The organism is Lichenihabitans psoromatis (assembly GCF_004323635.1).
In the GTDB taxonomy this organism is placed as follows: domain Bacteria; phylum Pseudomonadota; class Alphaproteobacteria; order Rhizobiales; family Beijerinckiaceae; genus Lichenihabitans; species Lichenihabitans psoromatis.
In genome coordinates this window covers 160,883-186,062 of sequence record NZ_CP036515.1, presented here as the reverse complement: position 1 = coordinate 186,062, position 25,180 = coordinate 160,883, and the positions used below count along the sequence as shown (strand labels likewise).

Sequence of the window (25,180 nt, the reverse complement as noted above, 5' to 3'; positions counted from 1 at the left end):
AGCCCATCTTATCAGACGGGACGGCTTCCCGTGTCGTTCTGCTGTTTCAACTCGAGGCGCGTGCGGGGATCGAGGCGCGTGATCAATCGGGCGCCGCGTCCGTAGGTCAGCCAAGCCCAGGCCCAATTCAGGTAGACCGCGATCCGGTTCCGCGTTCCGATCAAGAAGAACAGGTGGACGGCGCTCCACAGCACCCATGCCACGAAACCCGTGAGCCTGACCTTGCCGAGATCCGCGACCGCCGACGAGCGTCCCACCATCGCCATCGAACCGGCGTCCTTGTAGACGAAGCGCGCTGGAGCGGGACGGCCCGCCACACGCGCCGCGATCACCTCGGCCACATAGGCGCCTTGCTGTTTGGCCACGGGCCCGACGCCTGGAAGCGGCTTGCCGTTCGGCCCCGTCATATCGGTCACATCGCCCACCGCGAAAATGTCGATATGGCCCGGCACGGTGCAGTCGGGAGCGATCTTGACGGCGCCATTCCGGCTCTTGTCCGCCTGCAGCCAGACGGCCGCCGGCGTCGCGGCGGTTCCGGCGCACCAGAGCACGTTGGCGGAGTTGATCCGCGTCCCCCCCGCCACGACGCCGTCATGATCGACGCTTTGCACCGCCGTGTTGGTCAGCACCTCGACATGGAGATCCTCGAGATGTTTGCGCGCATAATCCGACAAATGCTGCGGGAAGCCTGCCAAGAGATTCGGGCCGCCCTCGCAAAGCACGATACGGGCGGAAGACGAGCGGATATGGCGGAAGTCTCGCGATAAACTGGAATGGGCGAGTTCCGCGATGGCGCCGGCCAGTTCGACGCCGGTCGGCCCGCCGCCAACCACCACGAAGGTGAGAAGCCGTTCGATTTCGGAGGGATCGGTGCGACTCTCGGCCCATTCGAAGGCGGCCAGAAGGCTGCCGCGCAGCATCAGCGCATCTTCCAGCGTTTTCAAGACGTAGGCATGGTCGGCCCATTCGTCGTGGCCGAACCAGGAATAAACAGAGCCGGTCGCCAGCACCAACATGTCGAAGCCGATCTCGCCCGCCTCGGCAAGCCGCACCACGCGGCGGTTCGTGTCGATGCCGGTGGCTTCGTCCATCAGCACCGTGACCTCGGGTCGATCGGAGAAGATGCTACGAACCGGAACCGCGATGTCGGAGGGCGCAAGCGCCGCGGTGGCGACCTGGTATAGCAAGGGCTGGAACAGATTGTGGTTGGTCTTGTCGATCACCACCACATCGACCGGAACGCCCGCGAGACCTTTGGCGGTCGCGAGTCCCCCAAAGCCTGCACCCACGATGACGACACGGGGTCTTTCGGCGGGTTTGGCCTGGGCGAGCGTCATGGCGGCGTCCCTTGCGGTTATGGCCCTGGCGGGCAAGTTCCTAGCGGGCAGGTTCCTGGTGGTTGCGTCGGCCACCCTGCCACGAGGGCGCGGTCATGTCCGCCAAGATCGCGTTCGGTGCGGATCATGGTCATGCCCGATCGTTCGATGAGGCGGGAGACGTCCGACGCCTGACCAGCGCCGATCTCGAGGACCAACACGCCACTCTCCGCCAGGATCGCCGGCACGGCTGGGCAGATTGCACGATAGGCATCGAGACCATCCGGGCCGCCGTCGAGCGCCAGCCGCGGGTCGTGCTGGCGGACTTCCGGCTCAAGCGTGTCGATGACGGCCGTTTCGATATAGGGCGGGTTCGAGACGATCAGGTCGAACCGGCCCGACAGGCGATCGGTCCAAACGCCTTGTCGGATTTCGGCCCGGTCGCTCATCCTGCAGTCTGCGACATTGGCGCGAGCCATCGCGCAGGCGGCGTCCGACACGTCGATCCCTAGTCCGGTCGCCCCCGGTAGTTCGGTCAGCAGTGCGAGGAGGATCGCGCCCGAGCCGGTGCCGAGGTCGAGAATTCGGAGCGGTTCGGCCCGTCGCGCCGACAGGGCCCGCAACGCCGCCGACACGATCGTCTCCGTGTCCGGTCGTGGGTCGAGCACGGCCGCATCGATGGCAAGGTCGAGCCCCCAGAATTCGCGCCGTCCGATGATGCGGAAGACGGGCTCGCGCGCCAAGCGTCGTGCCACGGACACCTCGAGGGACCGCGCTGCGTCGGAGCCGAGGAGGAGGTGACCCGAAAGCCGCAGGGCCGAGCGCGTCAGTCCCAAGGCGTCTTCCACCAAGATGCCGGCATCGGCCGATGGTTCGCCGACCCCAGCATGTTGCAGGAGGCTTTCAACCTCCCGTAACGCGTCGCGCCGCGTGATCGACGGATCGAAACGCGGCGCCGCCATGGTTCAGGCGCTGGCGCGTTCGAGCACACGCCGCAACCGGCCTGCGAAAGCTGCCGCATCGGTCGGCATCTCGCCGTCCATGATGCGCGCTTCGTCATGCAGCAGCCAAGACGCATCCTCGATCAGGCTCTTATCGCCAACGGCTGCGACACGGGCCGCCAGCGAGGTGACGAGCGGGTGAGTCGGATTGATCTCCAGCACCGGCTTCGACAGGGCGCCGGATTTGCCATGTTGCGCCAGAATGCGCTCCATCCGACGGTCGGGGCCGAACTCGGGCGCGACGAGGCAGACCGGGCTTTCGGACAGGCGGTCCGAGGCGCGGACATCCTCCACCGCATCCGCAAGCGTCTGCTTCATGAAGGCCAGCAAGGTCGCGACCTCCGGGCTGATGTCGCTTGCGGTCTTCTCGGTCTCGCCCTCGTTCAGCGGCACCAGCTTGATGTCGGCTGCGCCTTGCGTCACCGACTTGAACGGCTTGCCCTCGTAGCCCGCCGCGGTCGAAACCCAGAACGCATCGACGGCGTCGGGCAGCAGCAGCACTTCGATGCCGCGCGCCTTGAAGCCTTCGAGTTGTGGGCTGATCCCGAGGCGCTTCAGATCATCGCCGAGAAGATAGTAGATCGCGGTCTGGTTCGGCCGCAGGTTGGCGACGTAATCGGCGAGGCTGCGATCGCCATCCGGATGGGTCGATGAGGCGAACCGCGCCAGTTTGTAGATGGCATCGCGTCGCTCCGGATCCTCATAAAGACCCTCCTTCAGCACGGCGCCGAAATTCTCCCAGACGGTCTTGAACGTCTCGGCATCCGTCTCCGCAAGCTTGCTGAGATCCTGCAGCACGCGGTTGGTGACGCCCTTGCGGATCGCCGCGAAGATGGGGCTCTGCTGGATCAACTCCCGCGACATATTCAGCGGCAGGTCGGCGGTGTCGACGACGAGACGCACGAACCGCAGCCAACCCGGAAGAAGGTCCGCATCCGACGTGATGAGTACGCGACGGACGTAGAGCTTGGCCTTCCCCTTGCGGGCGGGATCGAACAGATCGAACGGCTTGGAGCCGGGCACGAAGGCCAGCACGTTATATTCGTAGCGACCTTCGGCGCGCCAATGAATCGTCAGCGCCGGTTCGTCGAAATGACCGCCGAGCCCGCGATAGAACTCGGTATAGTCTTCGGGTGTGATGTCCTGCTTCGACTTGGCCCAGAGCGCCGCGCCGTCGGTCAAGGTGCGGGCGTCCTCGCCCGGCTTGTCGATGACCGAGATCGGAACCGCCACCGCGCCGGAATGTTCGCGGATCAGGCTCTCGATGCGGTAGGGCTCGAGAAATTCGGTATTGTCGTCGTTGATGTGGAGCGTGACGCGTGTGCCATGCACCGGGGCGGCATCGAGCGGCAATGCCGCGATCTGATACGAGCCTTTGCCGTCGCTGGTCCAACTCCACGCCTCGTCCGTGCCGGCGCGACGCGTCTCGACTTGGACGCTGCTGGCCACCATGAAGGCCGAGTAGAAGCCGATCCCGAACTGGCCAATGAGATTCTGGTTGCCCTGGGCCTCGCCGGATTGGCTGATCTTATCGAGAAACGCCTTGGTGCCCGAACTCGCGATCGTGCCCAACGCCGAGACGAGATCCTCGCGATTCATGCCGATGCCGTTGTCGGCGACCGTCAGGGTCTTGGCGTCCTTGTCTGCCGAGATCGTAATGCCGAACGCGCCGCCATTGCCGATGAGGTCCGGGTTTGCGATCGCCTCATAGCGAAGTTTTTCGCAAGCGTCGGCCGCGTTGGAGATCAATTCGCGGAGGAAAATGTCCTTCTCGGAATACACCGAGTGGACCATGAGATCCAACAAACGGGCAACATCGGCCTGGAAAACGTGAGTGTCGGGCGCGGAGCCACCAGATGCCACTTCAGCCTCGTTCATGGTCACGAATCCACCTTTCCGAACGGCACGCGTTGCGTGCCTGATCCACGACGCTTGCGCGCCACCACGCCCGATATCGTCGCGCGGGGTTTTGGATGCAAGCCTATCGGCGCGGCTGGCCTCACAAATTCGCGGCCGGCGCGAGATGTGCCGGCTCTTCCTTGAACCGACCGCCGATCGGCCTAATCTGAGGAGAGATCATGTTGGAGGGCCAATGAGCCAGGATGAACAATCGGGATCGCGTGTGCCGGAACGAGAGAGTGGCCCCACATCGGCCGCCATCCACCCGTTTCCACGCCGGGACATGTCTTCGGCCGTCGAATCGCACAAGACCGAACCGCACAAGGCCCCGGCGGCCGCGCCGCCTGTCGTCTCTTTCGACCGGCTCGAGCTTCGGGAAATTCTCAACCTCTATGGTCGTCGTGTTGCGGAAGGCGAATGGAAGGATTACGCGATCTCGTTCACAACCCATAAGGCGACGTTCAGCGTGTACCGCCGTGCCTCCGAAGTCCCGCTCTACAGGATCGAAAAGGACCCAACGCTAGCTCGCAAACAAGGCGCCTATTCGGTCGTGACCGCGACCGGCTTGATCCTCAAGCGCGGGCAGGACCTTGCGAAGGTCATCAGCGTGATCGACAAGCGCCCCAAGCTGGTGGTGATCTAAAAAAAAGCCCCGGATCACTCCGGGGCTTCGTTTGGTCGACCGATCTTTACCGATCGATTTAGTTGTTCCGGCTGCCCGTCAGATAGAGCAGGCTCTGGAAGATGTTGATGAAGTCGAGATACAACATCAGCGCACCATTGACCGACTTCTTGGTTGCGACGTCCACGCCATCACGCGGATCGTACATTTCCTTGATGGTCTGCGTGTCCCAAGCCGTGAGGCCCGAGAAGATCAAGATCGACAAGATCGAGATGCCATACTGCATCGCCGTGCTGCCGACGAAGATGTTCACGACGCTGGCGATCACGACGCCGAACAAGCCCATTATCAGGAACGAGCCCATGGCCGACAGGCTCCGCTTCGTCGTGTAGCCGTAGAGGCTCAGCGCACCAAAGGCCGCCGCGGTTTCGAAGAAGGCCAACGACACCGACGTCTTGGTGTAGAAGAGCAGGATCGACGACAAAGACAGACCCATGGCGGCCGAAAACGCCATGAACATCGTGCGGGCGGACGAGGCCGACATCTGGTTGATGCGGAACGAGAAGAAGAACACGAAGGCTAGCGGCGCCAACATCACCACGTAGCGGAGCGGGCTCCCGTAAAGGGCGACACCAAAGCTGGTCAGCCCGATGCTCCCCATGCGTGCAACCGCATCGGCCGGAGCCGCGATCGCCAACATATTGACGCCGAGTGCCACCAAGCCCGTGATGGCGAGACCCAGAACCATGTGGTTGTAGACGCCGAGCATATATGTGCGCAGCCCTTGGTCGATCTCGGCAGCGCCGGCTCGGGCGACGCTGCCGCCGAAGCGGGTCGTTGCGTTGCGGTCGAAGTCGGACATTGATCCCTCACATTGGCGCAGACAAAGCGACATGCCTGCCTGACTGGACGGCCGATGCGAAACGCGATCGACCGTCACGTCCTCGAATATGGCGTGATCCAGAGATGCCTACAAGGCTTGGCAAGCCGCTGCCAGATGAACGTTTGTTTAGATTCACGCGCCGTCTCGGTCGTGTCCGCGACGGCTCGGACCGCCATCTACGGAATGAAGCGCGTCAGGAGCGATCCGCGGATCGACGTAGCCAACCCGACCGCCGAGCGCGCCATCGACCACAGACCGTGAGGCTCCTCTGCCGCGACGTCGACCAGAGGGATCGTATGCAGGTCGAGTTGCGGGAGGTTGGCGACGCGTTTCGCGACAGCGACCTCTGCCGCCGCCGCCGCGCGTTTTGGTTCGTGGCTCGCCGCTCGGACGATTTTCTGGGCGGGCGAAGCCTCCACCGCTGCCGCGGATACCGAGGCTGCCAACTCCCCATAGGCCGGCTGTCGCGCGATCTCGTCGATCAGCCCGCTCGTCCGGGTCGGTGTCAATCCCGGGTTGACGATGCTGAGGATCGGAGGCCGTGGCGAGGCCGCCTCTGCCGTCTCGGCTCCTTCGATCCGGGTTGCGAACTTACCGGCCGCCGTCATGAGCGGAGCCATGATCTGAGATGTGGCTGCCGGCGACACGGGCGGACGCCAAGCGGAGTAGAGCGAGGTCGCAATGACGGTCGCGAGGACCGAGATGGCGATTTGATTGACCCAGCGAAACAGACTGGAGGCCAAGCGAGCCCTCGTTCCGATCATGCTTACCCCGTCTCTATGACCCCAAGCGATGGAGGAACCATGCTGACGGTTGATGGCAGCAACATGGCCCGCGCAAGGCTCGAGGTTCGACGAATGAACCGGAGGGGCTTGCCGAACCTCTTGATACGGATTGACAGGCTCTGTCGGGCCGACCTAATCGGACCATCGAAAGCCAAGCCAAGAGGTGCCGTCGTGGAATTTCCCTTCCCGGTCGTTGTCTGCGACGTCGGCGGCACCAATTGCCGCGTTGCGGTCAAGATGCATCCGGAGGCTCCGACCGAAACCATCGCCATGCTCAAGACCGGCGATTTCGAGGGTTTGGGCGAGGCCGTCGCCTTCGCGAGCACAACAGCCGGACTGGTGCCGAAATCCGTCATCGCCTGCGGGGCAGGGCCGGTCGAAGGGCGTCAGCTCAAATTGACCAACGCACCGTGGATCATCGATGGCCCGGCGATCGCGGCACGCCTCGGCTTGGTGCAGGGCCTGCTCTTGAACGATTTCGAGGCCCAGGCTCTGTCGCTTCCGGCTCTGCAACCCGAGTGGGTGCTGCAGATCGGGCCGGCTCTGGTCCAGGAGAAGGGGCCCCGAGCGATCCTCGGTCCGGGGACGGGGCTCGGCATCGGCTGTCTGATCGAGACCGGTGGTCGCTATGTGGCGCTTGCCAGCGAGGCCTGTCACATCGGTTTTGCGCCTGAAACCGAAGAAGAGGCACGGTTCTGGCCCTATCTCGAGCGGGCGCATGGCCGCATCACGACCGAAAGCGTTTTGTCGGGCATCGGCATCGAGCGTGTACATCGTGCGCGGATGGCCGCGGTCGGCCGGACGATCGCGTCTGAGACACCGGCCCAGATCACCGCGATGGCGCTGGTCAACCGCATGTCGGATGAGGCCGAGACCCTGGCGGCCTATTGGCGCCTCGTGGCCCGCTTCGCCGGCGACATCGCTATCACTTTCAAGGCGACCGGCGGCGTGACGTTGGCGGGAGGCATTCTGCCCCGGATCACCGATCTGCTGGATCCCGTGAGCTTCCGTCAATCCTTCGAGGCCAAGGCGCCGGTCGAAGCGCTGGCCCAGCGAATTCCGACAAGGCTCGTGACCCATGGCGAATCCGTGCTCGATGGCATGTCCGCCATCGCGACGTTCCCGGAAGGCTATGCGCTGGATTACGACCGGTTGGCTTGGCGCTAAGGGCGCACTCGGGACAGACTAGGGCGAGACGATCGCGGGCCCCGTCCCAGCAAGCGTCTGCTATGCCGCGTGCGAGGCCGCGAGATCGTCGCTCATGATGATCGCATAGATACTGGCGGCGTCGCGGGCGGCGCGAAGCTTGGTCGTGACATGCGGCTCGCGAAGGACCCGCGCGATCTTGGCGAGAGCCTTGAGATGATCGGCGCCGGCGCTTTCTGGCGCGACCAGAAGGAAAGCGAGATCGACCGGCTCGCCATCAAGTGCATCGAATTCGATCGGGCGCTCCAAACGAGCAAAGACGCCGAAGATTTTGCCACAGGTCGCCAACTTGCCATGCGGGATCGCCACGCCTTTCCCAACGCCGGTCGACCCGAGCTTCTCTCGCTGGAGAACGGCATCGTAAATGTCGCGCGCCGGAAGGCCGGACACGGTGGCGGCCCGCTCGCTCAAGTCCTGCAAAGCCGTTTTCTTGGTATTGGCTCGCAGTGCCGGGATGATCGCGGCGGCGGATATGAGGTCGGTCAAAGCCATGATGGCATACAATCCAATTTCGTCTTTGTGGCTCGACAGCGGACATACGGGCCAGGCACGACATGTGGCTCGTATGAGGCTTCGGCCCACGTCGCGCGTCGCTGTAGCACGTCAACGCGGTCGAGGTCTCCCCTGATCCATCGGCCTAGACCGCGATGGTCTCCCCGGTTTAAGGCGCAACCGACAGGCTGGACGGATCGATCCAACCGATATGCCCATCGGCTCTGCGATAGACGATATTGACGTTGTCGTTTCCAGAGTGGCGAAACACCAGCACAGGCGCGCCCAACAGATCGAGTTCGGTCACGGCCGCCGCGACCGACAATGTTTTGAAGGGGGCCCGCCCTTCCGCCACAACGATGGGCACGAAACCCTGCGGCTCCTCCTCGTCGGCGTCCGGCGCTTCGATCATGTAATCGGCAATCATCGGCTCGCGGGGCATCTCATCGACGACGGAATGACGTCCCTTAAGGCGACGCTTATACCGTCGCAGACGTGTCTCGATGCGATGATTGGCTTGGTCGAAGCTCGCGTAGGGCTCCTGCGCGCGGCCCTCGGCATGGAGCGTCATGCCCGAATCGAGGTGCAGGATCATCTCGCACCGATAGCCTGAGCCTTCCGGCTCGACCGTCACATGTCCGTTGATGGCACTTTCAACGTAGCGATCGAAAACGGCTGCCACTTTCGAGCGCGCATGCTCCTGAAGTGCTTCGCCGATCTGAAGGTTCTTGCCCGAAACGCGGAGAGACATGAGTCGCCCTGACTGTTCGTTGAAGTCACATCGATCACTCAAGGCGTAAAAGCCTTGCCAATCGAAGTCAATCGACCGCTCTTTAGGTGCTGCGCGGCGCATCACAAACGGGTTTGCGTTCCTGTAGGAGCGATTCTATATTGGGTTATTCCCATTCATGGATACACGTTAGAGGCTGTGCCTCGGCTTGGCCGGGGCGCCTGTTCGCTCGGCTCAAGGATATCGGGACCATGCCCTCGCAGGCTGAAAAGGATACCGACTATGAGCAATGCACCTCTGATGCCGAAGGCCACCGCGGTCTGGCTGGTGGAAAATACCTCGCTGACCTTCGAGCAGATCGCCGATTTTTGTAAGCTGCACCCACTGGAAGTGAAGGGCATCGCCGATGGTGAGGTCGCGACCGGCATCAAGGGTCACGACCCGATCACGTCGGGCCAGCTGACCCGCGAGGAAATCGCTCTGGCCGAAGGCACCAAGAGCCATCACCTGCAGCTCGCCGTCTCGAAGGTGCGTCTGCCGCCGGCCAAGAAGACCCGCGGCGCGCGCTACACGCCGCTGTCGCGTCGGCAGGATCGGCCAAACGCGATCCTATGGCTGGTGCGGAACCATCCCGAGTTGAAAGATGCCCAGATCATGCGTCTCGTCGGCACCACCAAGACGACGCTTCAGGCCATCCGCGAACGGACCCATTGGAACTCGGCCGGTCTCGCGCCGATGGATCCGGTGACGCTGGGCCTCTGCTCGCAGATCGATCTTGATTTCGAGGTCAATCGCGCCGCCAAGGATCGACCGGCCACGGAGGCCGATCGCGGACAGACCCTTCTGTCGGCCGAATATACGACCCAGAAGCCCGCTTCGACGCAGGCCGAGGTGTTCGGGGCGTCGGCGAAAGCCGAAAAGCGTGATGACGAGCGTGTCGATCTCGCATCCGTGTTTTCGAAGCAGCCGGCTCATCACGACGGCGACGAAGACTAGCGCTCAGCCTTCGGTGGCGCGCCCGATCCGGCGCGCCATCATCAATCCTCCAACCCGGCCTGCAGCGCGATGAGGTCAGGCGGCAGCGGGCTCTCGAACGAATGAGTTTCCCCTGTGATCGGGTGATCGAATCCGAGCACGGCGGCGTGAAGAGCCTGGCGACCGAGCGCCGTCACCGCTGCGCGGGCTGCCTCGGGAAGACGCGCCACCTTCGTCTTGAATCCGGTGCCGTAAACCGGATCGCCAATGAGCGGATGACCGAGTTCGGTGAGATGAACCCGGATCTGATGCGTTCGGCCGGTTTCGAGTTCGCAATGGATCGTGCTGGCAACATCGCCATAGCTTTGATCGAGGCGCCAATGCGTCACAGCGTGACGCCCGCGCTCTTCGGACACAACCGCCATCTTCTCGCGGTGATGAGCATGACGGCCGAGCGGCATGTCGATCGTGCCATGCTGCATCTGCGGCTTACCCCAGACGAAGGCCGTGTAGGCGCGTTCGAGAGATCCGGACCGGCCGTGATCGGCAAACAGGTCGGCCAAGCCGCGATGCGCCGGATCGGTCTTCGCCACCACCATCAGCCCAGTGGTATCTTTATCGAGACGATGCACGATTCCCGGCCGCCGCACGCCGCCGATGCCCGAGAGGCTGTCACCGCAATGGGCAATAAGCGCGTTCACGAGTGTCCCTGTCTCGTGACCGGAGGCGGGGTGAACCACAAGGCCGGATTGCTTGTCGATCACGAGCAGATGCTCGTCCTCGAACACGATCGTGAGTGGGATGGTTTCGGCTGCGGGCTCGGCCGCAATCGGCGGCGGAATATCGACCGAAACCTGAGTGCCGGTTTCGAGCTTCAGGCTCGATGTGGTCGCGGGCTTCCCGTCGATCAGCACTGCACCGTCGCCGATCAGCGACTGGAGCCGCGTCCGCGACAAGCCCGCATCGCCCGTGAAATGCTCGGCCAGAAAGCGATCGAGCCGCTTGGTTCGGTCATCCGGCTGGATGTCGAAAACATGCAGGCCGGTCGGGCTCGTCGTTGTGTCGGGGCGGGGGACCCAAACCGGCGTGAGAGCCGGCGCCTCCTCGACCTCGACATAGTCGACGCGCTTGCCGCTTCCGGTCGCTGCCGCGCGCTGTTTCGCCTTGGAATTCATCGTCTCGACTCACCGATTTCGGGCGCCCAATAGTCCGGTGCGCCCGAAGACCGGATGTGTTGCACTGTCGTCCGTCAATGGACGCTGACGGTCTCCAGCTTGTTTTCCCACGCATTGGCGAAGGCCGCATCCTTTGAATCCGTCAACATGATCGGAATACCGTCGGCGCCGAGCAGCATGAACAGATCGAGGCCGGGCTGGATGGAAGGCGCCTGCGGAAACAAAAGCGGCACTTCGTCGGACTTGATCGGCTTCACATAGGCGATCGCACCCTGGCCGAGATGGGCGAATTCGTCGGGGGTCAGCGGATTGATGGTCTTGAACTCTTCCATAACTGCTCCTTTGCGGTCCCGGAGGACCCGCTGGCTGCCGCCACACGATTTCGTCGCGGCCGCAACCTCTTTGTCGGTGTTGGCCTGTCGTCCCGCGAGGGGTCATCAGGGCGCCAGCACCGCACCGTTGCTGGAAAGTTGGTGGCGTCTGCCGCCTTCGTCAAGATGACCGACGCTGCATGCGGCCATGCGTCAAAGGTCGATCGGCAACACGCGGTCGGGCGGCTGATGGCCGTCCATAAAGGCGCGAATGTTGACGATCACCTTCGCGCCCATCTCGATCCGGCCTTCCATCGTGGCAGAGCCCATATGCGGCAATAACGTCACCTTGCCGGCCTTCGCGAGCCGGATCAGCTTGGCCGGGACGGCCGGCTCGTGCTCGAACACATCGAGACCCGCCCCGGCGAGCTTGCGGGTCTGCAACATGCGGATCAGCGCGGCCTCATCGACGATCTCGCCCCGCGCCGCATTGATCAGCACCGCCGTTGGGCGCATCAGGGCCAAGCGTCGTGCCGACAGAAGGTGATAGGTCGCCGGGGTATGCGGGCAATTGACCGACACGATGTCCATGCGGGCCAACATCTGGTCGAGCGAGGGCCAGTAGGTCGCCTTGAGAGCGGTCTCGACCTCGCTTCGGAGCCGCGTGCGATTATGGTAATGGATCGACAGGCCGAAGGCTGCGGCGCGCCGCGCGACCGCCTGGCCGATCCGGCCCATGCCGAGAACTCCGAGGCTTTTTCCGGTGATCCGCTGACCGAGCATCCAGGTCGGTGACCAGCCGTCCCAGGTCTCGTTCGGAAGGATGGCGGCCCCTTCCACGACGCGCCGCGCCACCGACAGGATCAGCGCCATCACGATATCGGCGGTGTCGTCGGTCAGCACACCGGGGGTGTTGCTGACCGTAATACCGTGCGCCTGCGCCGCCACGACATCGATATTGTCCCGTCCGGTGCCGAAATTGGCGATCAACCGCAGGCGCGGGCCTGCCGCTGCGAGAAGCGCCGCATCGATCCGGTCGGTAATGGTGGGAACCAGCACGTCGGCCTGCGACATGGCATCGGCTAGTGCCTCCCGGCTCATCGGCCGGTCGTCCGGGTTGAGTCGGAGGTCGAATAAGTCGCCCATCCGCCTTTCGACGCTCTCGGGCAGTTTACGGGTCACGATGACGAGAGGCCGATGGCGCGCCATGAGATGCCTTGGATAGGGTCGCCTCGTCCGGCGTCTCGTCGCATTAGACCTGTTGGCCGCTTGGGTTCAAGCCCGGGCAACCTCGAACATGGCGCAATCGGCAGCGCCGTTTACGCTGCCTTAAGCATAACAAATCAGGTTGCCAGAAGGGGACCGTGTCGATCGGCCGCCGGCGCGTGTCCAGCGAGATGATCGCCGGATCGATCAAGTGGAACGGAACCGGAATGCGACGGAACGAGGGAGCCACGACGGTGCGGAGACGTGGAGCCGCGGGGGCGAAACGGGTGATCGGAGCTTTTCTGCAGGGCTTGGCTGTTGTGGTCCTGCTGGCCGGACAGACGCCGGCGCGCGCCGAACAGCTCGGCACATCGACCGGGCTGGCACTTCCCCGCTATGTCAGCCTGAAATCGGATCGCGTGAACCTGCGCGAGGGGCCCTCGAAGGACCATCGCACCAATTGGGTATTTCAGCGGGCCGGTCTTCCGGTCGAAATCACGGCCGAATTCGACACCTGGCGTAAGATCCGCGACTCGGAAGGGTCAGAGGGCTGGGTGCTGCACTCGCTTCTCTCCGGACGCCGGACAGCGCTGATTGCGCCATGGAAGAAGGATATCGTGCTCCCGCTGCGCCAAAACCCGGCGGAGGATGCGCGGGTCGTTGCCAATCTGCAGCCCGGCGTGCTTGGCAACGTCAAGCGATGCGACGGCCATTGGTGCCGAATTTTTGGTGAAGGGTTCGACGGCTACATGCAGCAGACAAACCTCTGGGGCGTCTACCCGGACGAACACATCGACTGAGGCCGAAGGCTCGGCTCAGCAAGCCGCGTCCGCTCGCCGCCAGCACGGGCAGCGAGCTCAGATCATCCGCAGCTTAGGCCGACGCAATCTTCTTGGTGAGGCGGATGATCACGTCGACGCGCGACACTTCCATGCCTTCGGGAGATTCGGGGAGGGCACCAACCGCGATGTGCGAATCCGGAATATCCACCAGTGCGTTGGTTTCTTCGAACAAAAAGTGATGGTGGTTCGAGATGTTCGTGTCGAAATAGGTTTTCGACCCGTCGACCGCGATTTCGCGCAGCAGACCGACCTCGGTGAACTGATGCAGCGTATTATACACGGTCGCGAGCGAAATCTGCACGCGCGCGCCCGTCGCCTCCTCGTACAGCTTTTCGGCGGTGATATGTCGATCGCCCTTGGCGAATAGAAGCCAGCCGAGCGCAACGCGCTGACGCGTCGGCCGAAGCCCGGCGTCACGCAATTTTACGCGGAGATCATGGACCGGGCAGCCCTGCATGACCTGAGCGGGCGTCGCGCCGCTGGACATAACCGTCGTTCCGACCCTGTTCAGGAGCGTCCGGCTGGTGTTGTTGACTGACATCGATGACTGACCAAAAAGCTGAAAAAACGATTGATTGTTATCATATGGGCTGCGGACCGAAGTCGCAACCCGAGGGAATTCGTTAGGGCTGTTTACGGGCTAACCGAGACATTTATGCGTCCGACCCCGGAAATCGGAACTTGTTTAGGATTTCTATGTTGACAGTTTAATCAGGTTTGCGCCGGCCGTTTGTTGCGCGTGAACAGTCATTGACCTCGCACGGGCTCCCATGTCGCTCTCTCAGAACTTTGATCACAGCTCTCATCCCGGTTTCACCCGCAGCATCGACCCGCTGTCGGCGCGCCGACAGCTTCGTGTGTCGCTCGGTGTCGTTGCTGTGCTGGCCCTTGCGATCGGTGGATCGGCCCTCGCGATCCGCCCGACCACGGGGTTTGATGTGTCGAGCCAGCGGGCCAGCATGTCGGACGCTGCTGCGGTTGGTCACCACAACTTCAATGCCGCAATGAAGTCTGGCGAGCCGGACCGGAGCTGATCAGTTTCAGACCACGAGGCCTTGGATTGGCCGAACCCCGATCGATCCAGGCAAGACCGTGGTATCGAGGATCGTTTGGGGAAGACCCAAGTGATCCTGAAGCAGCCCTTTAAAGACGCTGCGGAGGTCGGTTGTCGGCATGACGTCGCGGCTTTGATAGAGACGAGCCGCGGCAAGCCCCGGCCAATCAGCCAAAACACGGCCACCCTTAATCGCTCCGCCGGCTAAAAACGCGACTGTTCCGGTCCCATGATCGGTTCCGGTCGTGCCATTGATGTGGACGGTGCGGCCAAATTCCGTTGCGACCACGATGGCCGTGTCGCGCCAGGATTCGCCTAGCCCATCTCGGAACGCGCCGATTGCGCCATCCAGACCGCCGAGCAGTTGAGCGAGACGTCCGGTGGCGCCGCCCTCGTTGACATGGGTGTCCCATCCATCGAACGCGAGCGCGGCGACGCGCGGGCCATCCTCTGCGGCCAGCAGCCGCGCGGCTCCGATCGCCGCTTGGCGCATCCCTTGTGGCGTATCCATCCCGCCGCGCATCGTTTTGTCGGTCATGGCATTGCCGGCGATCCGGTCGAGCGACAATCCATGCACGAGGCTATCGGCGAGCCGCGGATCACGGGCTTGATAAAGCGCCAGAACGCGCGACGCGAGATCCTCGTTGGCGACCGGGATAATTTGAGGTGCCCAGCCGACGATGGGAGCGGGTCCGCGGATCACGAGCGGCGTCGTCGCGCCGACAGCCAGCCCGTCGATCTTTGAAATGCGGTCGCCTTTCGGCAACACCGCCATGGCGCGGTTCAGCCACCCCGAATCGACGAGGCCAGGGCCGGCCTGACCGCTTTCCAGCACATCCTGCCCATCGAAATGGGATCGATCACGATAGGGTGTTGCGACCGCATGAACGATCGCGGCTTGGCGCTGCGCGAAGAGCGCGGCGAAGATCGGCATGGCCGGGTTGAGCGCGAAGAAGCCATCGAGCGGCAGCGCCGGGTGATCTCCCGAGAGCGACAGGGCGAGTTGCCCATGCAGTGCCGCGTAATCAGGGTCGGCCACGGGCGCCACGGCGGAGAGACCATCGAGCGCGCCGCGCAGGATGATGACGACGAGGCGCGGGTCGCGCCCTTCTGCCGCCAAAGCGAAGCGGGGCATGTAGGCCCAGGCGAACATGGCGCCGCCGGCTTGGAGAAGCGCGCGGCGCGCTGCATTGGGGGTCTCGCAAAGCTGAACCATTGACCTCACCTCCGCTGAAATTCAGGTGACATGAGCAGCAGCGCCATCGCCTGCTCCCGCGATTCGGCGCGCGACACGGCAAGCCGCGTATCTGCCGACGCCTCCTGTCCGGCCAGATCGTCCAACATGTCGAGCGGCGCCTTGGCCGACCGCACCCCGTGGGCGATCTGCACCGACAGGTCGAGCCGCAGCTTCATCTCTTCGGGGGAGCCCCAGGCCGCCTCCGTATCGGGATAGCCGTTCGGATCGGCGACTTCCCATAACGGCATGCCGAGATTCCGCATGATGTTGAGCGAGGGACCGGCTTCTTGCGGAACGGCGCCGCTGAGCCGCGCCGAGGCCATCGCGACATCATAGGGGTTGCGGATCTTCGTCAGCGGCACGCTCCACGCCTCGGGGCTGTCGATCAATGCCACGGCGAGCGCGCGTAAATCCCCGTCGCGATCCCGAAACACCTTGGCGAGGCGGTCGACGATGGCGGGTGGTGGATCGTCGGCAATGAAATGACGGGCCAATTTGGTGGCGATATGGTGAGCGGTGGCCGGGTGACGGGCTAAGTCGGTCAGAGCCGCTTCGCCCTGGCCGAGCCCGCCTTGCAGATAGGCCTTGCCGATGACCATTTGGTCGCCCGGCTCATGCGCCCGCACGTTGAACACGAACGACCCCGGCTCGCCCTGCCGCCCCTCGCGCCCGGCATAGGTCCAGCCCGTCAAGACGCGAGCCAGAGACGTGACATCGGCCTGAGCGTAACCGCTGCCCACGCCGAGCGTGTGCAACTCCATGATTTCGCGGGCGAGATTTTCGTTGAGACCACGCTTCTGCCGTTGACCGGCGATCGAATCCGGCCCGATCGACTGGTTGTTGTCGAGGAAATACAGCATGGCCGGGTGGTGTTCGACCGCCATCAGCATGTCGAGAAAGCTGCCGAGCACGTTGGGCCGAATGGCTTCCCGCTCAAACGAGCCGGCGGTGACCCGGATGATGTCGCCTTTGCGGACCGAGACGCAGAAGTGGTTCGACCAGAAAGCAACGAGGCGCTCCACGAAGCCGATCTCGGCCCGCGTCGCCATGTCGATCCTGGCCAGCGCCTCGGCATTGTAGATCGTCTGCTCGATGCGGGGCCCCGGTTTGGCAGGCGGTCGGGCGGCCGTCATCGCCATCGCGTTTGGGCGAGCCTCCGCCACAGCATCGCTGCCGATCCCCCAGAGGGCCGCACGCGGAGCGGTGCCGAGCCGCGTCGCATCCTCGGCCTGCTTCTTATCCAAGCTGCGCTCCGCCTGCGCCGCATAGGCGGCCTGGATATTGGGCGTCGTGCTCATCAGGCCGAGGGCCGAGGCATCCGCTTCCGACACCAGGGCCACATCCGCCTTGGCTAGTTCAGCCTTAAGGGCCGCGCGCGGGTCCAGTCGCAGGCCAGCGAGATCGCCCGGGCGTGCGCCCATGCCGAAGCGATTGAAGAGGATTAAGCCGGGTCCCGGTGCGGTGTCGACCATGACGCCCTCCCTTGCAGACAAGACGACCCTAGCGACATCAGCCTGTCTGCAGCATGAATATAAGATGGCGACGGTGGGGCAGGATGATTCGCCCGAGCCGCAGGACAATGTGAAACGGGAGACCACGATGGCTTTTGCGCGCCGAGGCGGCGGTGGTGGGCTCAGCGCCCCCAAGATCGTCACCTTCGTGATTTCGCTGCTGCTCGTCCTCCTGGCGGTGGTGTCGCTCTACACGCATCTGCCCGCCAGCCTCGGTTTCGTGAACCAGCATCGGTTTTGGCTGGTCGTAGCCGGTTATGCGGTTCTGACGCTCGGCGTGTTGCTGCCCGGCGTTTAATGCGATCGACTCGCCAAAGCTGACGCGCGCGGCCTTTCCGGAAGCGGCGGGACATTCCATATTGAGCGCATGCCCAAGCCGCCCAAGCCCGCCCCGACGACCTCAGCGCCGACCAAGTCTCCCGCTAGCTCCCGCCCGACGCGCCCCAAGGCGTCGCGTCCGGACGTGAAGCCGCTCGACGAACATCTCGCGGCGTTGCTCAATCCGGCCTTGAACGAGAAGCGCGGCTCCGGTTTCGCCGAAGCGCCGCAGGCGCGCTTTGAGCCGGCCGGTGGCGCGGTGGCGCTCGCCGACGAGCCGCAGCATCCGCGCGGCATCAGCGGCTCGGCCGCCACCGCCGACGTGCTGAAGCAACTGCTGGAGAGCGGCGACCCGCGCCTCGCCAACCGACCATGGGTGCCGCATCGTCCCGCGCGGCCGGAGAAATCCGAAGGCGGCATCCAGTTCAAGCTTCAATCCGAATATGAGCCGAAAGGCGATCAGCCGACCGCGATCCGCGAACTCGTCGAGGGCATCCAGGCCTCCGAGCGCGATCAGGTCCTGCTCGGCGTCACCGGTTCGGGCAAGACGTTCACGATGGCGCAGGTGATCGCCCGCACCAATCGGCCGGCCTTGATTCTCGCGCCGAACAAGACGCTGGCGGCGCAGCTCTACGGTGAGTTCAAGAGTTTCTTTCCCGACAACGCGGTCGAGTATTTCGTCTCCTACTACGATTACTACCAGCCCGAGGCCTATGTGCCGCGGTCGGACACGTATATCGAGAAGGAAAGCACCATCAACGAGCAGATCGACCGCATGCGCCACTCGGCGACGCGTGCCTTGCTCGAGCGCGACGATTGCATCATCGTCGCGTCGGTATCGTGCATTTACGGCATCGGCTCGGTCGAGACCTATACGGCCATGACGTTCAGCCTGAAGGTTGGCGACAAGGTCGACCAGCGGCAGGTGATCGCGGATTTCGTGGCGCTGCAATACAAGCGCACCCACATCGATTTCACGCGCGGTACATTCCGGGTGCGCGGCGATACGCTGGAACTGTTCCCGGCCCATAACGAAGACCGGGGCTGGCGCATCGACTTCTTCGGCGACGAAATCGAAAGCATTGTCGAATTCGATCCGCTGACCGGCAAAAAGACCAACGATCTGTCGGCCGTGAAGGTCTATGCCAATTCGCATTACGTGACGCCGCGCCCGACGCTGCTGCAAAGCATCAAGGCCATCAAATCCGAGCTGAAGATGCGGCTCGACGAATTGCATGCGACCGGCCGCCTGCTCGAGGCGCAACGGCTCGAACAGCGCACCACTTTCGATATCGAAATGCTCGAGGCGACCGGTTCCTGCCAGGGCATCGAGAACTACTCGCGCTATCTCACCGGCCGGCTGCCGGGCGAGCCGCCGCCGACCCTCTTCGAATATCTGCCCGACAATGCGCTGGTGTTCACCGACGAGAGTCACGTCACGGTGCCCCAGATCGGCGCGATGTATAAAGGCGACTTTCGTCGCAAGGCGACCCTCGCCGAATATGGCTTCCGCCTGCCGTCCTGCCTCGACAACCGGCCGCTCCGCTTCGAGGAATGGGAGGCGATGCGCCCGCAGACCGTGCATGTTTCGGCGACCCCCGGCACCTGGGAGATGAACCAGACCAGTGGCGTCTTCGTCGAACAGGTGATCCGCCCCACCGGGCTGATCGATCCGCCTGTCGAGGTGCGGCCCGCCCGCGCGCAGGTCGACGATCTGCTCGGCGAGGTCCGGACCGTCAGCCAGGCCGGTTATCGCAGCCTCATCACAGTGCTGACCAAGCGGATGGCCGAGGACCTGACCGAATATCTGCACGAGCATGGCGTGCGCGTGCGCTACATGCACAGCGATATCGACACGATCGAGCGGATCGAGATTATTCGCGACCTGCGGCTTGGCGTGTTCGACGCGTTGGTCGGCATCAACTTGCTGCGCGAAGGTCTGGATATCCCCGAATGCGCGCTCGTGGCGGTGCTGGATGCCGACAAGGAAGGGTTTCTCCGATCGGAGACCAGCCTCGTGCAAACCATCGGCCGCGCGGCCCGCAACGTCGATGGCCGTGTCGTGCTCTATGCCGACAAGGTCACGGGCTCGATGGAGCGCGCGATGGCGGAGACGACGCGCCGCCGCGCCAAGCAGGTCGAATATAATACCGAGCACGGCATCACGCCCGCCACCATCAAGCGCGGCATTCAGGACATCCTCGGTTCGGTCTACGAGGCCGACCATGTGACAGTCGATACCGGGCTCGCGACCCCGGCGATCGGTCACAACTTCAAGGCCACGGTGGCGGATCTCGAAAAGCGGATGCGCGCGGCAGCCGCTAACCTCGAATTTGAGGAAGCGGCGCGGCTGCGTGACGAACTCAAGCGCATGCAGGTGGCCGAACTCACCATCGGCAGCGACCCGATGGCGCGCCAGCAAGCCGTGGAAGACAAGGCCGGTTCCTATGCGGGCGAGCGGAAATACGGCCGCGCCGGCAATATGCCGTCCGGTCCGAAAGCGGGCGATGCGCGCTCCGAGACGCGGCCCCACAAGCCCAGCAGCAGCGAAATGGGCCCGCATAATATGGGCGGTGGCGAGGCCGCGCCGCTTACCCGCGCCCGCAAGCCGAATCTCGACGAGATGGGGCCAAACACCGAGTCGCGTCCGCTCTCCGGCGAGGGTGTCCGCCGTGAGAAGCCCGATCCCGGCGTGACGCAGTGGAAGAAGGGCCGGGGGCGGCGGTGAGGTTAGTCGCGCCCTAGGACGAGCGGCTTGATCGGGACGGTCCGTCCGCCACGAGGCTTCTCGCCGAAAAAGGTCTCGATCCTTCTAAGCGGCTCTTTCCACATCCGTCTTCGTGAAGTCGTCCCCGACGAAGAGCAGAGGGCAATTTCGCTCTTTCGCCATCACATAAGCAAAACAATCGCCGAAGTTCAGCCCGGCTGGGTGGATGCCTGTGTCCCACACGGCATAGGCGTCCGCAACCCGACGAGCGGTCTCGTGCGTCACGGCCACACCTTCCATTCCGAGCCCGTCGATCAGGCGGGCGACTTCGGCTTTGACGTTATGACGGCCCGCCACGATCAAGGCTTCTGAGACCGTCCCGGCCGAAATAACACAATCCAAATCGCGATCGAGTGCCGATATGCAGGCGTCCGCTTGCGGTTCATCGAGCACGATAGCCATCAGGGCGGAGGTGTCGACTGCAATCAACCTGGTAGGCCGTCCGGGCCATAGAGGTCATTCGCGCTGCCCCGACGCCGGACGATGCTTTGGCGGCGCCTGCTGCCGTCACGTCGTCCAGCAAGGCGCGTCGCGACATCCTGTCTGGAACGGTCCGAATTGGAACCAGGCGAACAGCAGAGTGGCCATGTCGGGTCAGGACAATGTCGTCACCGGCTTCGGCACGCCGGACGAGTTCGGTCAACTGAGCCTTTGCCTCGGAGATCGGCACTGTCATTCAACGAAAATGGACCATCCATTAGTCTGAATCAAGACAGGTTTCTCCAACTGGTGATGTCAATCTGATAGGGCCACCACTGATCATTCACGACGCGTCGCGCTCGTTATTGGATCAGATCGGCTGTTGACGACACAAGACAGACATAAGTCATCTCCGGCGAGCCTTTGATCGAGGTGACTATAGCTACGCTAATGCAAGCTCAACCTCAGCAACGTCATGTCTGAATCTCTCCAACCTTTAATGTTTGAACGCAGAACTGTCGTCCGCGCTCGCCGTTTACAATCCGAGGGGACAAACGAACGGGAGACAGACATGAACAAGATTATGATGAGCGCGGGTGCGGCGTTGCTGTTGCTGGCCGGTGGTCTATCGGCGCAGGCGGCCGGTGTGGATGCCGGGCCGGTGAAGGCCAATTCCCAGGCCATGAAGGCCGATGATCAGGCCGCCATGCCGCAGATGAGCATGAGACAGCAGATCCAGGATCAATTGACCAAGAGTGGGTATACCAACGTCAAAGTCATGCCATCCTCTTTCGTGGTGCAGGCCGTCAATAAGAAGGGCGACCCTGTCGAGATGATGATCGGACCGGACTCCATGACATCAATCACCGAGATCCCGGCCCCTGCGACCACGGCCGCACAGGCAACGCCGAACGTGACGCCGCCGGCAACGCCGAAGAATTGAGCCACCCTTGATCGAGGCGGCTTAAACCGCCTCGATCCGAAACTTGTCCCATCCCTTGGCGCGCAGGTCGCAGGCGGGACAATGGCCGCAGCCGAAGCCCCAATCGTGCCAATGGGTGCGATCGCCCGCGTAACAGGTGTGGCTTTCGGTGCGGACGAGATCGACCAACGGCTCGCCGCCGAGATCCCGCGCCGTCGCCCAGGTGGCGGCCTTGTCGATCCACATCAGCGGTGTGTGGACGACGAACCGGCTCTCCATGCCTAGGTTGAGCGCAAGTTGCATGGCTTTCATCGTGTCGTCGCGGCAGTCGGGATAACCGGAATAATCTGTCTCGCAGACGCCGGTCACGAGGTGCTTGGCGCCGCGCCGGTAGGCCACCGCCGCAGCGAAGGTCAGAAACATGAGGTTGCGGCCGGGCACGAAGGTGTTGGGCAGGCCGTTTGTCTGCATCGCCATGTCGACGTCGCGCGTCAAAGCGGTGTCGCTGACCTGCCCGAGCACCGCGAGATCGATCATGTGATCCTGGCCGAGTTTCTCGCCCCAGACCGGGAAGCGCAGCCGCAGCGCGTCGAGCACGGGCGCTCGCACGTCGAGTTCGATGCGGTGACGCTGGCCATAATCGAAGCCGATCGTCTCGACATGATCGAAACGGTCCAGCGCCCAGGCCAAGCAGGTGGTCGAATCCTGCCCGCCGGAGAAGAGAACGAGAGCGTGTTCAGCCATGCGATCTACCGGATGCCGAGGAACTTATGGGTCTGCAAGCTTAACCGCCATTGCGGATGGGCCATGCAATAATCGACCGCGCTGGCCGTATTGGCGGCTTGGTTCGGGCCATCCATCGGTTGCAGCAGGAAGTGCCGAAAGTCGAGCGCGGCGAAACGCTCCGGCTCCTGCCCGATTTGCGGGTAGACGAGCTTCAGCTCGTCTCCCTGAGCGAGCCGCACGGGCGCATCGGCTTTGGGGCTGACGCAGATCCAGTCGATCCCGTCCGGGGCCGCAAGGGTGCCGTTGGTTTCCACAGCGATCTCGAAGTCAGCCGCGTGGAGGGCGGCGATCAACGGCTCGTCAACCTGCAGCAAAGGCTCGCCGCCGGTCAGCACGACGAGCCGGCGCTCCCGCCCCGCACCCCAAGCCGTGGCGATGGCGTCCGCGAGGCTCGAGGCGTCGGGAAACTTGCCACCGCCCGTTCCGTCGGTGCCCACGAAATCGGTATCGCAGAACGTGCAAACCGCCGTGGCGCGGTCGGCCTCGCGGCCCGTCCACAGATTACAGCCGGCAAAGCGACAGAAAACCGCAGCGCGGCCGGCGTTCTGGCCTTCGCCTTGAAGCGTGTAGAAAATCTCTTTTACCGAATAGGTCATGGTCATCAAGCTGCGACAAGCCGCGCCGGGGCGAAGCGAGGCGCTGTCCTATCCCAGGGTGACGGCGCTGTCACGGCAAGGCAGCCCTGCAGCGGGCGCGCGGGATTGCGTCGGCCCACGCGCCCCAATATCGTCCGCTTCCTGCCGCGCTGAGGTCAAGCTTGGGCCACACAGCGTAGACGGATCGACGGATCACCCAAGAGCCGACATGTCGGATTGCATCATCTTGCCGGGGCATCAGCCCGTATCGGTCAGCCGAACACGGGATCGTGCATCGCGGAGCATCGCGATCTCTTGAGCGCCGTCGTCTCGTCCCATGCGTCGTCTCCGCGCTTTCTGGCGCCTGTCGATCGAACGCCGCCGATTTCCGCGCGCGAGCGCTGGGATCCGCGTCACGATCGACGCTCGGTCAATATCCGTTGGTTGGTGGCGACGAGCCTCATCGCCATCGCATCCGCCTCCCTGCTGCTCGGGGTTCTCCATGCCGCGCTGCGTGGCACGGCCAAAGCCTATGCGCCGACGATCGCGGTTTCGGCCGATGCCCAGTTGGCGCCCGGCGAGGGGCTCGGCCGTGGCAACCGCCTCTCGACCGCCGCCGCGCCCGCCCCGACCTCGCGGAACGTGCAGGTCCACGTCGAGCAGGTCCGGTCCTCGGGCTCGGCCGTGGTGCCGTTCACCTATCTCGTGGCGCATCTCGGCAAGAACGCCCCAACCGAAGTTGGAGCGCCGGGCCCCAAGCCCGCAACCCCGATGGCGGCGCTCCCCGAGCCGTCGGCTCCGAGCCTGCCGCCCGAAATTCTGATGGGGGGGCTGGCGCGCACGACACCGGTCGGCGTCTCGGCCTATGCGGCCAAGGCGCGGTTCGATCTCGACACGGGTCCGCGCGGCACGCCGCTGAACGTGACCACGATCGTGGGGACCCGCCACCTGCCGGACGACCCCGATCGCGTGATCTTGGCGCAACGCGGCGACCGGATCGAACCGATGCTCTTGCTGCTCGGCTTGTCGCAGACCGACGCGGCCGATATCGCGACCGCCGTCGCTCCGCCTGGCCTCAGCCGCATGGTGTTGGTTGGCGGCGAAACGATCGTGATCCGCCAGAATGCGGCGACCGCGCAGCCGAGCTCCGCGCGGCCCGTGACGATCCGGATCGAGCGCACGGATGGCTCTGTGGGCGAGGCGGCCCTGTCGGATGCGGGCCATTACGAGCGTGTCGCCGTGCCGATCCAAGCTGCGCCCGGCATCCGCTCCGTGGCGTTCAAGACGGACCCTCAAGCCGCTGACGACGATGGCGCCGACCAAGGATCCGTGCGCGACAGTCTCTATGCGTTATCGCGCCACAATATCGCCGATCAGCCTTTGGTCGATGAGCTGGTGCGGCTATCGAGCGCCTATACGGATCTGGGAGTTCCGGTCTCGTCGGACGATACGGCCGAATTTCTCTACAGCGTCGACAAGCCCGATCCGGACACCGATCCAGTGCTGGATTTCACCGGCCTGACGATCGATGGCGAGACGCATCGCTTCTATCGGTTCGAGACATCCGACGATGGCAGTGTCGATTATTACGACCGCGATGGCCATTCCGTGACCAAATTTCTGCTGCGAAAGCCGGTCGCCAACGGACGGCTCGGCGACGGCTTCGGCTGGCGCACGCATCCGATCCTGGGGGACCGCCGGTTTCACCAGGGCGTCGATTATGCGGCCCCTTATGGGTCACCCGTCGTTGCTGCCGGGGCAGGGGTCGTCGAGAAGATCGATTACGAGGGCGGCTACGGAAAATATATTCGCGTGCGGCACGATCTCGGCTACGAGACCACCTACTCGCATGTTTCTGGATATCCGCGCGGCATCCGGGTCGGCACGCGGGTGCGGCAGGGAGAAACGATCGCCTATATCGGCTCGACCGGCCTCTCGACCGGACCGCATCTTTATTACGAAGTAAAGATCAACGACCACAATGTCGATCCGCTTCGCATCAAGCTCTCGGCCGGCCGCATTCTCGAAGGCGAGGCTCTGGCGACCTTCGCGCGACGGCGCGACCGGATCGATGTGCTGATCAAGGCCTCGACGGTTGGGACGGCCAGCAAGAAGAGTTGATCGCCTCGTGCATTCAACCAGCGGCA

At 63.7% G+C, this 25,180-nt stretch carries 25 protein-coding genes and 1 pseudogene; 9 read left to right on the top strand and 17 right to left on the bottom strand.

The annotated features are described in order from the left end of the window. Nucleotides 1-11: 11 nt before the first annotated feature. From EY713_RS00920 to htpG, 3 genes are read right to left on the bottom strand one after another with little or no spacing between them, the layout of a single operon-like run. Nucleotides 12-1,337 carry an NAD(P)/FAD-dependent oxidoreductase gene (locus tag EY713_RS00920; RefSeq protein ID WP_131113144.1) on the bottom strand — a complete coding sequence of 442 codons (1,326 nt, stop codon included), beginning with the start codon at nucleotides 1,335-1,337 and terminating at the stop codon, nucleotides 12-14. A 17-nt stretch (nucleotides 1,338-1,354) separates the two neighbouring features. After that, entirely contained in the window at nucleotides 1,355-2,278 is a 924-nt protein-coding gene (gene prmC, locus EY713_RS00915; protein WP_131113143.1) for a peptide chain release factor N(5)-glutamine methyltransferase, read from the bottom strand. 3 nt (nucleotides 2,279-2,281) lie between these two features. After that, complete coding sequence (gene htpG / locus EY713_RS00910; RefSeq protein ID WP_131113142.1) at nucleotides 2,282-4,195, bottom strand: molecular chaperone HtpG; 1,914 nt, start codon at nucleotides 4,193-4,195, stop codon at nucleotides 2,282-2,284. A gap of 214 nt (nucleotides 4,196-4,409) precedes the next feature. Here htpG and EY713_RS00905 point away from each other — a divergent pair, with 214 nt between their 5' ends. Next, nucleotides 4,410-4,859, top strand: coding sequence for a DUF2794 domain-containing protein (locus tag EY713_RS00905; RefSeq protein ID WP_425374328.1), 450 nt, complete (start codon nucleotides 4,410-4,412; stop codon nucleotides 4,857-4,859). Between the two features lie 58 nt (nucleotides 4,860-4,917). Here the strand turns inward: EY713_RS00905 and EY713_RS00900 are convergent, their stop codons facing one another. Both EY713_RS00900 and EY713_RS22615 read right to left on the bottom strand, forming a co-directional pair. Beyond that, nucleotides 4,918-5,700: a Bax inhibitor-1/YccA family protein gene (locus EY713_RS00900; RefSeq protein WP_131113141.1), complete on the bottom strand. Its 783-nt coding sequence runs from the start codon at nucleotides 5,698-5,700 to the stop codon at nucleotides 4,918-4,920. Between the two features lie 197 nt (nucleotides 5,701-5,897). Next, nucleotides 5,898-6,464 (bottom strand): hypothetical protein, encoded by a 567-nt coding sequence (locus EY713_RS22615; protein ID WP_165490980.1) that lies wholly within the window; start codon nucleotides 6,462-6,464, stop codon nucleotides 5,898-5,900. A gap of 213 nt (nucleotides 6,465-6,677) precedes the next feature. Here EY713_RS22615 and EY713_RS22610 point away from each other — a divergent pair, with 213 nt between their 5' ends. Beyond that, complete coding sequence (locus EY713_RS22610; RefSeq protein WP_165490979.1) at nucleotides 6,678-7,673, top strand: glucokinase; 996 nt, start codon at nucleotides 6,678-6,680, stop codon at nucleotides 7,671-7,673. Between the two features lie 60 nt (nucleotides 7,674-7,733). On the opposite strand, the gene ptsN is transcribed toward EY713_RS22610, so the two are convergent. Both ptsN and hpf read right to left on the bottom strand, forming a co-directional pair. Continuing rightward, nucleotides 7,734-8,204 carry a PTS IIA-like nitrogen regulatory protein PtsN gene (gene ptsN, locus EY713_RS00890; protein WP_131113139.1) on the bottom strand — a complete coding sequence of 157 codons (471 nt, stop codon included), beginning with the start codon at nucleotides 8,202-8,204 and terminating at the stop codon, nucleotides 7,734-7,736. A gap of 169 nt (nucleotides 8,205-8,373) precedes the next feature. After that, nucleotides 8,374-8,955, bottom strand: coding sequence for a ribosome hibernation-promoting factor, HPF/YfiA family (gene hpf / locus EY713_RS00885; RefSeq protein WP_131113138.1), 582 nt, complete (start codon nucleotides 8,953-8,955; stop codon nucleotides 8,374-8,376). A 261-nt stretch (nucleotides 8,956-9,216) separates the two neighbouring features. Here hpf and EY713_RS00880 point away from each other — a divergent pair, with 261 nt between their 5' ends. Next, nucleotides 9,217-9,930 carry a DUF1013 domain-containing protein gene (locus tag EY713_RS00880; protein ID WP_131113137.1) on the top strand — a complete coding sequence of 238 codons (714 nt, stop codon included), beginning with the start codon at nucleotides 9,217-9,219 and terminating at the stop codon, nucleotides 9,928-9,930. A 41-nt stretch (nucleotides 9,931-9,971) separates the two neighbouring features. On the opposite strand, the gene EY713_RS00875 is transcribed toward EY713_RS00880, so the two are convergent. The 3 genes from EY713_RS00875 to EY713_RS00865 all read right to left on the bottom strand — a co-directional run bounded on the left by EY713_RS00875 (nucleotide 9,972) and on the right by EY713_RS00865 (nucleotide 12,604). Then, nucleotides 9,972-11,084 carry an RluA family pseudouridine synthase gene (locus tag EY713_RS00875; protein WP_131113136.1) on the bottom strand — a complete coding sequence of 371 codons (1,113 nt, stop codon included), beginning with the start codon at nucleotides 11,082-11,084 and terminating at the stop codon, nucleotides 9,972-9,974. Between the two features lie 74 nt (nucleotides 11,085-11,158). Further along, on the bottom strand, nucleotides 11,159-11,416 hold the full coding sequence (locus EY713_RS00870) for a BQ00720 family protein (protein WP_131113135.1): 258 nt from the start codon (nucleotides 11,414-11,416) through the stop codon (nucleotides 11,159-11,161). A 192-nt stretch (nucleotides 11,417-11,608) separates the two neighbouring features. Next, nucleotides 11,609-12,604 carry a 2-hydroxyacid dehydrogenase gene (locus EY713_RS00865; RefSeq protein WP_131113134.1) on the bottom strand — a complete coding sequence of 332 codons (996 nt, stop codon included), beginning with the start codon at nucleotides 12,602-12,604 and terminating at the stop codon, nucleotides 11,609-11,611. Between the two features lie 155 nt (nucleotides 12,605-12,759). On the opposite strand from EY713_RS00865, the gene EY713_RS00860 reads away from it, so the two are divergent. Then, entirely contained in the window at nucleotides 12,760-13,401 is a 642-nt protein-coding gene (locus EY713_RS00860; RefSeq protein ID WP_245572842.1) for an SH3 domain-containing protein, read from the top strand. A gap of 73 nt (nucleotides 13,402-13,474) precedes the next feature. Here EY713_RS00860 and irrA read toward each other — a convergent pair whose 3' ends face one another. Further along, entirely contained in the window at nucleotides 13,475-13,930 is a 456-nt protein-coding gene (gene irrA, locus EY713_RS00855; RefSeq protein ID WP_281015377.1) for an iron response transcriptional regulator IrrA, read from the bottom strand. A gap of 283 nt (nucleotides 13,931-14,213) precedes the next feature. Between irrA and EY713_RS00850 the strand changes: the two genes are divergently transcribed. After that, the gene (locus EY713_RS00850) at nucleotides 14,214-14,477 is read left to right on the top strand and encodes a hypothetical protein (RefSeq protein ID WP_131113132.1); all 264 of its coding nucleotides are present in this window, start codon (nucleotides 14,214-14,216) and stop codon (nucleotides 14,475-14,477) included. Nucleotides 14,478-14,483: 6 nt separating this feature from the next. Here EY713_RS00850 and EY713_RS00845 read toward each other — a convergent pair whose 3' ends face one another. Beyond that, nucleotides 14,484-15,713, bottom strand: coding sequence for a DUF1501 domain-containing protein (locus tag EY713_RS00845; protein ID WP_131113131.1), 1,230 nt, complete (start codon nucleotides 15,711-15,713; stop codon nucleotides 14,484-14,486). Between the two features lie 5 nt (nucleotides 15,714-15,718). Next, nucleotides 15,719-17,206, bottom strand: a complete 1,488-nt coding sequence (locus EY713_RS00840; protein WP_131113130.1) for a DUF1800 domain-containing protein — start codon at nucleotides 17,204-17,206, stop codon at nucleotides 15,719-15,721. Between EY713_RS00840 and EY713_RS00835 the strand changes: the two genes are divergently transcribed. Continuing rightward, a complete protein-coding gene (locus tag EY713_RS00835) occupies nucleotides 17,205-17,543 on the top strand; it encodes a hypothetical protein (protein ID WP_131113129.1) in 339 nt (112 codons plus the stop codon). The two genes, EY713_RS00840 and EY713_RS00835, sit on opposite strands and share 2 nt — an antisense overlap. Before the next feature lie 69 nt (nucleotides 17,544-17,612). After that, nucleotides 17,613-20,291, top strand: coding sequence for an excinuclease ABC subunit UvrB (gene uvrB / locus EY713_RS00830; protein ID WP_131113128.1), 2,679 nt, complete (start codon nucleotides 17,613-17,615; stop codon nucleotides 20,289-20,291). An 84-nt stretch (nucleotides 20,292-20,375) separates the two neighbouring features. Here uvrB and EY713_RS00825 read toward each other — a convergent pair whose 3' ends face one another. Together EY713_RS00825 and EY713_RS00820 are read right to left on the bottom strand one after the other, a co-directional pair. Continuing rightward, on the bottom strand, nucleotides 20,376-20,759 hold the full coding sequence (locus EY713_RS00825) for a type II toxin-antitoxin system VapC family toxin (protein WP_131113127.1): 384 nt from the start codon (nucleotides 20,757-20,759) through the stop codon (nucleotides 20,376-20,378). After that, a pseudogene (locus tag EY713_RS00820) lies at nucleotides 20,756-21,006 on the bottom strand (type II toxin-antitoxin system Phd/YefM family antitoxin). Before EY713_RS00820 ends, EY713_RS00825 begins: the two are co-directional and overlap by 4 nt. A 315-nt stretch (nucleotides 21,007-21,321) precedes the next feature. Here EY713_RS00820 and EY713_RS00815 point away from each other — a divergent pair. Then, on the top strand, nucleotides 21,322-21,693 hold the full coding sequence (locus tag EY713_RS00815) for a hypothetical protein (RefSeq protein ID WP_131113126.1): 372 nt from the start codon (nucleotides 21,322-21,324) through the stop codon (nucleotides 21,691-21,693). A gap of 21 nt (nucleotides 21,694-21,714) precedes the next feature. Here EY713_RS00815 and queC read toward each other — a convergent pair whose 3' ends face one another. Beyond that, nucleotides 21,715-22,416: a 7-cyano-7-deazaguanine synthase QueC gene (gene queC / locus EY713_RS00810; protein ID WP_131113125.1), complete on the bottom strand. Its 702-nt coding sequence runs from the start codon at nucleotides 22,414-22,416 to the stop codon at nucleotides 21,715-21,717. 5 nt (nucleotides 22,417-22,421) lie between these two features. Then, nucleotides 22,422-23,054: a 7-carboxy-7-deazaguanine synthase gene (gene queE / locus EY713_RS00805; protein ID WP_131113124.1), complete on the bottom strand. Its 633-nt coding sequence runs from the start codon at nucleotides 23,052-23,054 to the stop codon at nucleotides 22,422-22,424. Nucleotides 23,055-23,348: 294 nt separating this feature from the next. Between queE and EY713_RS00800 the strand changes: the two genes are divergently transcribed. Beyond that, nucleotides 23,349-25,154: a M23 family metallopeptidase gene (locus tag EY713_RS00800; protein WP_131113123.1), complete on the top strand. Its 1,806-nt coding sequence runs from the start codon at nucleotides 23,349-23,351 to the stop codon at nucleotides 25,152-25,154. The last annotated feature ends 26 nt before the right edge of the window (nucleotides 25,155-25,180 follow it).